Origin of the sequence: Pseudomonas sp. JV414, from assembly GCF_032424305.1 — a bacterium.
Taxonomy (GTDB): domain Bacteria; phylum Pseudomonadota; class Gammaproteobacteria; order Pseudomonadales; family Pseudomonadaceae; genus Aquipseudomonas; species Aquipseudomonas lini.
Genome location: NZ_VYKC01000009.1, coordinates 606,329 through 619,214, shown reverse-complemented (window position 1 = coordinate 619,214; position 12,886 = coordinate 606,329). Strand labels below are relative to the sequence as shown.

Sequence of the window (12,886 nt, the reverse complement as noted above, 5' to 3'; positions counted from 1 at the left end):
ATCGACGGTCACGGAACCGGTGATTTTGCCCGCTTCAATGGTGATCACGGCGCCATTGCTGAGCGTCACGGTCACCGGTGTACCGGCTGCATTGGTCAGGGTTGCGGTGTAGGTGATCTGGCCGCCTTCATCCACGACGCCGGTCGCGGTCAGCGACAGGTTGGTGGTGTCCTGGGTATCAGTCACCGAGGTGTCTGCCGACTTGCTGTCGACTTCCAGTTTCTCGTAGTTGCCGCCCTTGGCATCGTCGATCTTGACGCTCAGTGAACCGCCACCGGTCAGTGCATCGTTCGGCGCGGTGAAGTTCACGCTGGCGCTGCTCGACCCGACCGGAATGGTGATGATTTGGCCGTTGGACAGGGTGACAACCACCGGCGAACCGGTGACTGGAGCCGATACGGATGCCGTGTAAACCACGGTCCCGCCTTCGGCCACAGTGCTGGTCGCGGTGAGGTTCACGGTCGAGATGTCGAGAGTATCGGTCACCTCGGTGACCGCTGCCGCCGGGCTGGTGGCCAGGTTTTCGAAGTTGCCGCCCGCAGCATCCTTGATGGTCACTTCGACCTGGCCGGCGTCTTTGTAAACGTCGTCCTTCGGTGCGTCGACAGTCACGGAACCAGCGGTGGCGCCGGCGGCGATGGTGATGATCGCGCCGTTGCTCAGCGTGACGGTGACCGGAGTCCCGGCTGTGTTGGTCAGGGTCGCGGTGTAGACGATGGAACCGCCTTCAGCGACCGAGTCAGTAGCGGTCAGGCTGAGGGTGGTGGTGTCCGCAGCATCGGTGATCGAGGTGTCTGCCGACTTGCCGTCGACTTCCAGTTTTTCGTAGTTACCACCTTTGGCATCGTCGATCTTGACGCTTAGCGAACCGCCACCGGTCAGTGCATCATTTGGCGCAACGAAGTTGACGGAACCGCTGCTTGAGCCGACTGGAATGGTGATGGTCTGGCCATTGGACAAGGTCACAACCACCGGCGAACCGGTGACCGGTGAGGTTACGGACGCGGTGTAAACCACGGTGCCGCCTTCGGCGACGCTCGAAGTGGCACTCAACGAAACGGTGCTGGTGTCGATGGTGTCGTTGACGGTGGTCACCGCCGATGTATCGCTGGTGACCAGATTCTCGAAATTGCCACCGGTGGCGTCTTTGATGGTTGCTTCGACAGTGCCGGCGTCTTTGTAGACGTCATCCTTCGGCGCGTCGACGGTCACGGAGCCGGTGGTTTTGCCCGCTTCGATGGTGATCACGGCGCCGTTGCTCAGCGTGACGGTCACTGGTGTGCCAGCGGCGGTGGTCAGGGTTGCCGTGTAGGTGATCTGGCCGCCTTCATCCACGGTGCCGGTCGCGGTCAGCGACAGGTTGGTGGTATCCGCAGTGTCAGTGACCGAGGTGTCGGCCGACTTGCCGTCGATTTCCAGCTTCTCGTAGTTGCCGCCTGTAGCGCCGTCAATTTTGACGCTCAGAGAACCGCCACCAGCCAATGCATCGTTTGGTGCGGTGAAGTTGACGCTGGCGCTACTCGAGCCGACCGGGATGGTGATGGTCTGGCCGTTGGACAGGGTGACAACCACCGGCGCACCGGTGACCGGCGCTGACACGGACGCGGTGTAAACCACGGTGCCGCCTTCGGCCACAGTGCTGGTCGCGGTGAGATTGACGGTCGAGGTGTCGATGGTATCGGTCACGTCGGTAACCGCTGCCGCCGGATTGGTCGCCAGGTTTTCAAAGTTACCGCCTGCGGCATCCTTGATGGTCACTTCGACGGTGCCGGCGTCTTTGTAGACGTCGTCTTTCGGCGCGTCGACAGTCACGGAACCAGCGGTGGCGCCGGCGGCGATAGTGATGATCGCACCGTTGCTCAACGTGACAGTGACCGGAGTCCCTGCGGCATTGGTCAAGGTCGCGGTGTAAACGATGGAACCACCTTCGGCGACCGAACCAGTAGCGTTCAGGCTGAGGGTGGTGGTGTCCGCAGTATCGGTGACCGAGGTGTCCGCCGACTTGCCGTCGACTTCCAGCTTCTCGTAGTTACCACCTTTAGCATCGTCGATCTTGACGCTCAGCGAGCCGCCACCGGCCAGTGCATCATTTGGTGCAACGAAGTTTACAGAACTGCTGCTCGAGCCGACCGGAATGGTGATGGTCTGGCCATTGGACAGGGTCACAACCACCGGCGAACCGGTGACCGGTGCCGACACGGACGCGGTGTAAACCACGGTGCCGCCCTCGGCGATATTCGCGGTGGCACTCAGCGAAACGGTGCTGGTATCGATGGTGTCGTTGACGGTGGTGACTGCCGGAGTGTCGCTAGCCACCAGGTTTTCGAAGTTGCCACCGGTTGCATCTTTGATCGTTGCTTCAACGGTGCCAGCGTCTTTGTAGACATCGTCCTTCGGTGCATCGACGGTCACGGAACCAGTGGTTTTGCCCGCTTCGATGGTGATCACGGCGCCGTTCGACAGCGTCACGGTCACTGGTGTGCCGGCCGCATTGGTCAGGGTTGCCGTATAGGTGATCTGTCCGCCTTCATCCACAGCGCCGGTCGCGGTCAGCGACAGGTTGGTGGTGTCAGCGGTATCGGTGATCGAGGTGTCTGCCGACTTGCCATCAACTTCCAGTTTCTCGTAGTTACCGCCCTTGGCATCGTCAATCTTGACGCTCAGCGAGCCGCCGCCAGCGATGGCATCGTTTGGCGCAACGAAGTTGACAGAACCGCTGCTCGAGCCGACCGGGATGGTAATGGTCTGGCCGTTCGACAGGGTCACGACCACTGGCGAACCGGTGACCGGTGCGCTGACGGACGCCGTGTAAACCACGGTGCCGCCTTCGGCGACGGTGGACGTCGCGGTCAGATTCACGGTCGAGGTATCGAGGGTATCGGTCACATCGGTGACCGCTGGCGCCGGATTGGTCGCCAGATTTTCGAAGTTGCCGCCGGTCGCGTCTTTGATGGTTACTTCGACGGTGCCGGCGTCTTTGTAGACGTCATCCTTCGGTGCGTCGACAGTCACACTGCCTGTAGTCGCGCCAGCGGCGATGGTGATCACCGCTCCGTTCGACAAGGTCACGGTGACCGGCGTGCCCGCGACGTTGGTCAAGCTCGCGGTGTAGACGATGGAACCGCCTTCAGCGACCGAATCAGTAGCACTCAGGCTGAGGGTGGTGGTGTCCGCGATATCAGTCACCGAGGTGTCCGCCGATTTGCCGTCGACTTCCAGCTTCTCGTAATTACCGCCCGTTGCGCCGTCAATCTTGACGCTCAGGGAGCTGCCGCCCGCCAGGGGGCTGTTTGGCGCGACAAAGTTCACGCTGCCGGTGGTTTCGCCGACCGGGATGGTGATGCTCTGGCCGTTGGACAGGGTGACGACCACTGACGCACCGGTGACGGGGGCGCTGACCGTTGCGGTGTAGACCACGGTGCCGCCTTCGGCGACGCTCGAAGTGGCACTCAGCGAAACGGTGCTGGTGTCGATGGTGTCGTTGACGGTGGTCACCGCCGGTGTATCACTGGCGACCAGGTTCTCAAAATTACCGCCGGTCGCATCTTGGATGGTTGCTTCGACGGTGCCGGCGTCTTTGTAGACGTCGTCTTTCGGCGCATCGACGGTCACGGAACCGGTGGTTTTACCTGCTTCGATGGTGATCACGGCGCCGTTCGACAGCGTCACGGTCACTGGTGTGCCGGCCGCATTGGTCAAGGTTGCCGTATAGGTGATCTGTCCGCCTTCATCCACGGTGTCGGTCGCGGTCAGCGACAGGTTGGTGGTGTCAGCGGTATCGGTGATCAAGGTGTCTGCCGACTTGCCATCAACTTCCAGTTTCTCGTAGTTACCACCCTTGGCATCGTCGATCTTGACGCTAAGCGAGCCGCCACCGGCCAGTGCATCATTTGGCGCAACGAAGTTGACAGAACCGCTGCTCGAGCCGACCGGGATGGTAATGGTCTGGCCATTCGACAAAGTCACAACCACCGACGAACCGGTGACCGGTGCGCTGACGGACGCGGTGTAAACCACGGTGCCGCCTTCAGCCACACTTGAAGTCGCCGTCAGATTCACGGTCGAAGTGTCGACGGTATCGGTGACGTCAGTGACCGCAGCCGCTGGATTGGTCGCCAGGTTTTCGAAGTTGCCGCCTGCGGCATCCTTGATGGTTACTTCGACCTGGCCGGCATCTTTATAGACGTCGTCTTTCGGCGCATCAACGGTCACGGAACCGGTGGTTGCACCGGCGGCAATGGTGATCACGGCGCCATTGCTCAACGTGACGGTGACCGGAGTGCCGGCGGTGTTGGTCAGAGTCGCGGTGTAAACAATGGAGCCACCTTCAGCGACCGAATCAGTAGCGCTCAGGCTGAGGGTTGTGGTGTCTGGAGTGTCGGTAACCGAGGTATCCGCCGACTTGCCATCGACTTCCAGCTTCTCGTAGTTACCACCTTTAGCGTCGTCGATCTTGACGCTCAGCGAGCCGCCACCGGCCAGTGCATCATTTGGAGCAACGAAGTTTACAGAACCGCTGCTCGAGCCAACCGGAATGGTAATGGTCTGGCCATTCGAAAGGGTCACAATCACCGGTGAGCCGGTCACTGGCGACGTCACGGACGCGGTGTAAACCACAGTCCCGCCTTCGGTGACGTTCGAAGTGGCACTCAGCGAAACGGTGCTGGTGTCGATGGTGTCGTTGACGGTGGTCACCGCCGGTGTATCGCTGGCGACCAAGTTCTCGAAATTGCCGCCGGTCGCGTCTTTGATCGTCGCTTCAACGGTGCCGTTGTCTTTATAGACATCGTCCTTCGGAGCATCGACGGTCACGGAGCCAGTGGTTTTGCCCGCTTCGATGGTGATCACGGCGCCGTTCGACAAGGTCACGGTGACCGGAGTGCCGGCGGCATTGGTCAGGGTCGCGGTGTAGGTGATCTGGCCACCTTCATCCACTGAACCGCTGGCGGTCAGCGACAGGTTGGTGGTGTCCTGGGTATCAGTCACCGAGGTGTCGGCTGATTTGCCGTCAACTTCCAGCTTCTCGTAATTACCACCCTTCGCGTCGTCGATCTTGACGCTCAGCGAGCTGCCACCGGCCAGTGCATCATTTGGCGCAACGAAGTTGACAGAGCCGCTGTTCGAACCGACCGGAATGGTGATGGTCTGGCCATTCGACAGGGTCACAAGCACCGGCGAACCGGTGACTGGCGCGGTAACGGAAGCCGTGTAAACCACGGTGCCGCCCTCGACAACGTCCGCGGTTGCCGTCAGCGAAACGGTGCTGGTGTCGAGGGTGTCAGTCACGTCAGTGACCGCTGCCGCCGGGTCAGTCACCAGGTTTTCAAAGTTGCCACCGGCGGCATCCGTGATGGTCACTTCAACCTTGGCGGCATCTTTATAAACATCATCGGCAGGCGCATCGACGCTCACGCTGCCGGTGGTCGCGCCGGCGGCGATGGTGATCACCGCGCCGTTGCTCAAGGTCACGCTGACCGGCGTACCGGCCGGATTGGTCAGGGTTGCGGTGTACAGAATCTGACCACCTTCGGCCACTTCGGTGGATGCCGACAGGCTCAGGCCGGTGTCGTCTTTCGAATCGGTAATGGTGGTGAGTGCCGGTTCGGTGCTCGGGGTCAGTTGCTCGAAATTGCCGCCGGTGGTGCCGGTGATCGTAGTGCTGACGGTGCTGCCATTGTTGTAGACGTCGTTGGCCGCGGTATCGACCGTCACGCTGCCGGTGGTCTTGCCCGCTTCGATGGTAATGACCGAGCCGTTGCTCAAGGTCACGGTCATCGGCGTGCCGGCCGGGTTGGTCAGGGTGGCGGTGTAGGTGATCTGGCCGCCTTCGACGACGGTGCCGGTGGCGCTGAGGCTCAGGCCGGTGTTGTCGAGCGAGTCGGTGATGGTGGTGACTGCCGGCGTGGTGCTCGGTACGAGGTTCTCGAAGTTGCCGCCGCTAGCGCCAGTGATCGTGGTGCTGACGGTGCTGCCATTGTTGTAGACGTCATTGGCCGACGTCGGAACGTCCACGCTGCCTGTGGTGTTGCCAGCGGCGATGGTGATGGTCGAACCGTTGGACAGGGTGACGGTGACCGGCGTCTGCGCCGGGTTGGTCAGCGTCGCGGTGTAGGTGATCTGGCCACCTTCAGTGACGCTGCCAGTGGCGGTCAGGCTCAGGCCGGTATCGTCGACCGAATCGGTAATAGTGGTGACCGCCGGAGTCGGGTTCGGCACCAGATTCTCGAAGTTGCCGCCGGTAGTCCCGGTAATCGTGGTGCTGACGGTACTGCCATTGTTGTAGACGTCATTGGCCGGCGTCGGAACGTTCACGCTGCCGGTGGTGTTGCCAGCGGCGATGGTGATGGTCGAACCGTTGGACAGAGTCACGGTGACCGGCGTCTGCGCCGGGTTGGTCAGGGTCGCGGTGTAAGTGATCTGACCGCCTTCGGTGACGGTCGAGCCGGCCGTCAGCGTGACGGTGGTGGTGTCGGCGGAGTCGGTAATGGTGGTGACAGCCGGTGTTGGATTCGGCACCAGGTTTTCGAAGTTGCCACCAGTCGCGCCGGTAATCGTGGTGCTGACGGTACTGCCGTTGTTGTAGACGTCATTGGCCGGCGTCGAAACGTTGACGCTGCCGGTGGTGTTGCCTGCGGCAATAGTGATGGTCGAACCGTTGGACAGAGTCACGGTGACCGGCGTCTGCGCCGGGTTGGTCAATGTCGCGGTGTAGGTGATCTGGCCACCTTCAGTGACGGTCGAGCCCGCTGACAGTGTGACAGTGGTGGTGTCGACGGTGTCGGTGACCTGAGTCACGGCCGGAACAGTCGGCGGGGTAACCACGATACCGCTGCCGCCCGTGGTGCCGGTGACGGTCACGGTGATCTGGGTCGGATCGTTATAAACAGTATCGTTCGGCGCCAGCGGAACGTTGACGGTGCCGGTGGTTTGGCCGGCTGCGATCACGATCACCGAGCCATTGGATAGGGTGATGGTCAGGTCGGTCAGCGGCGCCTGGGTCAGGGTCGCGGTGTAAACCAGCACGCCACCGGCCTCGGTGATGGTCGGCGTGGCGCTCAGGCTCAGGGTCGACTCGCGCAGGGCATTGGTACTGGTGTCAGCAGTCTGGCCGCCGGTGGTGTCTTGTGTTGCCAACGCGGCAGTGGCGAGACCCTCAGTCGGGAAGCCAATGGTCGGGTCGACCCGAGCAGCGGTTGCCTCCAGGGCCACGAAGCTGTGGCCGCCACCGGCAGCGCCGCCCGAACTCGCAGCCGTAGGGCCGGCCGCGGTAGCTTCAAGAGCGGTGGTCGGGTCGACGCCGGCGGCGATGGCTTGTTGCAATTCGTCAACCGATGGCGCGGCTTGTGCAGTGGCTTGCGCAAGGTCAGTGCTGGAATCTGGATCGCTGCCGCTCCACTGAGTGTCGCGGCCCAGGTCCAGGATGCGGCCATCAGCCAGTTCGAGCGTAATGGCACCAGCGGCACCGGTGTCTACCTGATCGCCGACCAACAACCGGTCGCCTTCAACGAGTACGCGGCGGATGCCTTCTGGCGACACCGCGAAAACCTGACCCACAATGCTTTTGACGATGGCAACAACACTGCTCATTGAAGACTCTCCGGGTGTCACGTTCAGTTGACTTCCATGAACCGGTCAGCGTGTTCGCCAATCGGGGCTGGACGTGCTTTCAAAATATTCGATGCATAACTTTGACGCGTTATCGTCAATAATTTGGCTATATTTTTTCGAAATTAACTTTATGCCAAACTATTGACCTTATGGGAGCCATCCTAAACAATCGTCCAAGTAATGTCACATTGATATTTAAGCGGCGACCTGTCCTACAGCGTGTGATCCAGTTCCGGTTTTGAACTTTCCGACATACGGTCATTACGGTTGCCATCATCCGATGCAGCGCCACGTTCTGCAGTGATTCAAGACAAGAAGTCCCGGGAAACTCCAACTATGCGTTTGCACCTGTTCAAGGTTCTACCCTTCGCCCTTGCCGCCAGCTTTGTTCAGGCGCAAAGCCTCCCGCAGGCCATGCAGCAGGCGCTGGATGTCCATCCGGAAATCCAGGCAGGGGTTAACAGCCGATTGGCCGCGGATTATCAGTTAAAGGCCGCTAAAGGTGGATACCTGCCGAGGGTCGATCTGCTGGGCGGTTATGGTCGTGAAGGCACCGACAGCGTCACCACACGTGCCGCCGGTAACAACAACCACTGGGAAACGCTGAACCGCAGCGAGTCAAGTTTACGTCTGTCACAGATGGTTTTTGACGGTTTTGCGACGTCCAGCGAAGTGGGGCGTCAACAAGCCACCGTTAATTCTCGCGCTTATTCCTTGCTGGGCACCTCGGAACGTACCGGACTGACCGTCGCTCAGGTCTATCTCGATGTATTGACCCGCCGCGAATTCGTGCGCCTGGCCGAAGACAATCTGAAGAACCACGAACGGATCCTTGACCAGATCAAGTTGCGCACCCAGCGCGGCGTGGGTAGCGGCGCCGACCTGGATCAGGCTGACGCGCGTATGGCCCAGGCCCGCAACAACCTGATTACTGAACAGACCAACCTGGCTGATGCCGAAACCAACTACCTCAGCGCCGTCGGCCAGATGCCCGATCAACTGGAGCGGCCTGCCGATTTCATGGCGCTGTTGCCGGCCAACCTGAATGAAGCCCGGGCGCAGATGCTGGAAAACAGCCCGATCCTGCGCTCCGCCGAATCCGATATCGCCGCCGCCGAGAAGCAGTACGAAGCCGCCAAGTCGAGCTTCTACCCGCGCTTCGATGCCGAACTGGGTCGCAGCGCCGACAACGATCTCGATGGCCAGAACGGTCACAGCAATGAATGGCAGGCCATGCTGCGCATGCGCTTCAATTTGTTCGCCGGTGGCAGCAACAAGGCTGATCTGGAATCCAAGTCCTACTTGTCGAACCAGGCACTGGATATTCGCAACAACGCCCTGCGCGTATTGAATGAAGAATTGGGCCTGGCCTGGAATGCCCTGAACAACGCCAACGCCCAAGTGCCGATCGCCCAGCAATATGTCGATCGCAGCGCCAGTGTGCGCAGCGCGTATCAGAAGCAGTTCAGCCTCGGCGAGCGGACGCTGCTCGACCTGCTCGACAGTGAAAACGAGCTGTTCAGCGCTTCCCGTCGGCTGGCCGAGATCAAAAACATTCAGTTATTTACTCAGTACCGAATCAAGGCGACCATGGGCGAATTGCTCAAAAGTCAGGGCGTGGTTGCACCGTTGGCATCCGTCGTGCAAAACGATGTGAAGCCCAAGGTTCAGCTGCCCGGGATGAATTGAGTCCTGCCCCATTTCAATCGTTAGCCAAGAGTGTCGAGCGTGGAATCAGAAGTCAGTCGAGTTCAACTCATTCATGATCCGCGCGCGCTGCATGACGATCCGTTACTGGACGGCCTGTTAGCCCTTTGCACTTTGCACCAGAAACCGGCCAGCGCCGCGATGCTGACCACCGGCCTGCCGTTACCCAAACAACGCCTCAGCGTCGAACTGCTGCCCCGTGCGGCCGCTCGCGCCGGGCTGCAAGGGCGGGTGCTGCAACGTAAACTGGAGCAGATTCCGGCGATTGCCATGCCGGCGCTGTTGCTGCTCAAGGAAGGCCGCAGCGCGGTGCTGCTCGGCTGGCACGGTGAAGACCAGGCCCGCCTGCTGCTTAGCGAAAGCGATGGTGGTGAAGTCTGCGTCAGCCGTGAACTGCTGGCCGACGATTACAGCGGCAAAGTCTTCTTCGCCCAACCCCAACACAAATTCGACGTCAACCACGGCACGCTGATCCCGCGCGCGCGTTCGTGGTTTCGCGACACCCTCAAGCGTTCGCGCTGGCTGTACGTCGACGCCATCGCTGCCAGTTTTCTGATCAACATCATTGCCATGGCCGCGCCGCTGTTCGTGATGAATGTCTACGACCGCGTGGTGCCGAATCAGGCCGAATCGACCCTGTGGGTCCTGGCCATCGGCATCACGGGCGCTTATCTGTTCGATCTGATCCTCAAGAGCCTGCGTAGCCTGTGCCTGGACCTGGCCGGCAAGAAAACCGACTTGATCATCTCCGCGACGCTGTTCGAGCGCATCGTCGGCATGGCCATGAAGTACCGCCCGGCGCGGGTCGGCAGCTTCGCCCAGAACATCCATGAGTTTCAGAGCCTGCGGGACTTTCTCGCGTCGCTGACTCTTACCAGTCTGATCGACCTTCCGTTTACGCTGCTGATCTTCATGGTCATCGCAATCCTGGGCGGGCATCTGGTGTGGATTCCGGTGCTGGCGTTCCCGATTGCCTTGCTGATCGGTTATGCCTTGCAGAAGCCGCTGGTGGCGACCATGGAACGAACCATGGCCCTGGGCGCCGAGCGCCAGTCGAGCCTGATCGAAACCCTCGCCGGTCTCGATGCGGTGAAGGTCAATAACGCCGAAAGCGAACGCCAGTATCAGTGGGAACAGACCATCGGCACCCTCAGTCGCCTCGAGTTGCGGGTGAAAATGCTGTCCGGTCTGGCGATGAACATCACCTTGCTGATTCAGCAACTGGCCGGGGTGATCATGATCGTCTTCGGCGTGTACCAGATCATCGACGGCCACCTGAGCATGGGCGGCTTGATCGCGTGCTACATGCTCAGCGGTCGTGCCCTCAGCCCGTTGGCCTCGTTGTCCGGTCTGCTGACTCGTTACCAGCAGGCCCGTGTGACCATGGCCTCGGTCGATCAGATGATGGAGCTGCCGCAGGAGCGCAATTTCGACGAGCGTCCGCTGAGCCGCAAAGTGCTGCAAGGCGCCATTGAATGCCGTCAGCTGAGCTTCACTTACCCGGATCAGCAGAACCCCGCGCTGAAGAACATCAACCTGATCATCAAGCCCGGCGAGAAGATCGGCATCATTGGCCGCAGCGGCTCGGGCAAAAGCTCCCTGGCCAAACTGCTGGTGGGCCTCTATCAACCGGACGACGGCGCGTTGCTGGTGGATGGTGTGGATATCCGTCAGATCGACGTCAGCGAATTGCGCCACAACATCGGCTACGTGCCCCAGGACATCCAATTGCTCGCCGGCACCTTGCGCGACAACTTGGTCTCGGGCGCGCGCTATGTCGAAGACGAACTGGTGCTGCAAGCCGCGGAACTGGCCGGCGTTCACGAGTTCGCCCGTCTGCACCCGCAAGGTTATGAGCTGCAAGTCGGTGAACGTGGGCAGAACCTGTCCGGTGGTCAGCGTCAGAACGTCGCCCTGGCCCGAGCGCTACTGCTCAACCCGCCAATCCTGTTGCTGGATGAACCGACCAGCGCCATGGACAACACCGGCGAAGAGCGCCTCAAGCAACGCCTCGCTGCGGTGGTTGAAAACAAAACCGTGGTGCTGGTAACGCACCGGGCTTCGCTGTTGTCGCTGGTGGATCGTCTGCTGGTGATCGACCGTGGGCAGATACTCGCCGATGGCCCGAAAGCCGCCGTGATGGAAGCGTTGAAGAAGGGGCAGATCAGTGTTGCTTAAGTCCGGGGTCAAAGATTCCATCCGCCGCTACTTCAAAGGCTCCGCGTCACTGCAAGGTCAGCCGCTTCCCGAGGTCAACAAAGCGCTGATCGAAGACGCCCCGCGCGTGGTGCGATTGACGATCTGGGCGATCATCGGCTTCTTCGTGTTCCTGATGCTCTGGGCCAACTTCGCGGTGATCGATGAAGTCACCAAGGGCGACGGCAAGGCGATTCCATCGTCGAAGATCCAGAAAATCCAGAACCTTGAGGGCGGCATCGTCTCCGAGTTGTTCGTCACCGAAGGGCAGATCGTCGAGGCCGGCGCGCCGCTGATTCGTCTGGACGACACGCGGTTTGCCTCCAACGTCGGTGAGACCGAGGCCGATCGGCTGTCGATGTTGCTGCGTGTGGAGCGCTTGAGCGCCGAGGTTGATGACCGTCCGCTGAACTTCCCCGCCGATGTGCTCAAGGCTGTTCCCATTCAGGCAGCCAGTGAAGAGTCGCTGTACACCAGTCGTCGTCAGCAATTGCACGATGAAATCGGTGGCTTGAAGGAGCAGTTGATCCAGCGTCAACAAGAGCTGCGCGAGTTCACCTCCAAACAGTCTCAGTATCGCAACGCGTTGTCGCTGCAACGTCAGGAAATCAACATGTCCGAGCCGTTGGTGGCTCAGGGCGCGGTGTCACCGGTGGAGGTTTTGCGACTCAAGCGTGCCGAGGTCGAAACCCGCGGGCAACTGGACGCTACTACCTTGGCGATTCCTCGCGCCGAATCGGCGATCAAGGAAGTGCAGCGCAAGATCGACGAGACTCGCGGCAAATTCCGCAGCGAAGCCCTGACCCAACTCAACGAAGCACGCACCGATCTGAACAAGGCCCAGGCCACTGGCAAGGCCCTGGAAGACCGGGTCAGCCGGACGCTGGTGACATCGCCGGTGCGCGGCATCGTCAACAAGTTGCTGGTGAACACCATCGGCGGCGTGATCCAGCCTGGCAGCGATCTGGTGGAGATCGTGCCGCTGGATGACACCTTGTTGGTAGAAGCCAAGATTCGTCCGCAAGACATCGCCTTCCTGCATCCGGGACAGGACGCCACGGTGAAGTTCACGGCTTACGACTACACCATTTACGGTGGGCTGAAGGCCAAGCTCGAGCAGATCGGCGCCGACACCATCACCGATGAAGACAAGAAGACCACGTACTACATCATCAAGCTGCGCACCGAGCGCAGCCACCTAGGGACGGATGAAAAACCGTTGCTGATTATCCCGGGGATGGTGGCGTCGGTGGATATCATTACCGGCAAGAAGACCGTGCTCAGTTATTTGCTCAAGCCGATTATTCGGGCGCGGGCTGAGGCGCTGCACGAGCGGTAGTCTTCGCTCGGGGCTGATGGCCTCATCGCGGGCAAG

4 protein-coding genes are annotated in these 12,886 nt (G+C 60.6%); 3 read left to right on the top strand and 1 reads right to left on the bottom strand.

Annotation, left to right across the window (positions count from 1 at the left end; translation table 11 throughout):
• A partial coding sequence (locus F6R97_RS13710) for a retention module-containing protein (RefSeq protein WP_315866687.1) occupies positions 1 to 7,587 on the bottom strand: 7,587 nt, incomplete at its 3' end.
• A 357-nt stretch (positions 7,588 to 7,944) separates the two neighbouring features.
• Between F6R97_RS13710 and F6R97_RS13705 the strand changes: the two genes are divergently transcribed.
• From F6R97_RS13705 to F6R97_RS13695, 3 genes are read left to right on the top strand one after another with little or no spacing between them, the layout of a single operon-like run.
• The gene (locus tag F6R97_RS13705) at positions 7,945 to 9,297 is read left to right on the top strand and encodes a TolC family outer membrane protein (RefSeq protein WP_305447700.1); all 1,353 of its coding nucleotides are present in this window, start codon (positions 7,945 to 7,947) and stop codon (positions 9,295 to 9,297) included.
• Between the two features lie 39 nt (positions 9,298 to 9,336).
• Positions 9,337 to 11,493, top strand: a complete 2,157-nt coding sequence (locus tag F6R97_RS13700) for a type I secretion system permease/ATPase (RefSeq protein WP_315866686.1) — start codon at positions 9,337 to 9,339, stop codon at positions 11,491 to 11,493.
• Positions 11,483 to 12,850: an HlyD family type I secretion periplasmic adaptor subunit gene (locus F6R97_RS13695; protein WP_050682104.1), complete on the top strand. Its 1,368-nt coding sequence runs from the start codon at positions 11,483 to 11,485 to the stop codon at positions 12,848 to 12,850. Before F6R97_RS13700 ends, F6R97_RS13695 begins: the two co-directional genes overlap by 11 nt.
• Positions 12,851 to 12,886 lie beyond the last annotated feature (36 nt).

Excerpts from the sequence above, each read along its gene's own strand:
- F6R97_RS13705 (WP_305447700.1), top strand. The coding sequence starts at position 7,945 with ATGCGTTTGCACCTGTTCAAGGTTCTACCCTTCGCCCTTGCCGCCAGC.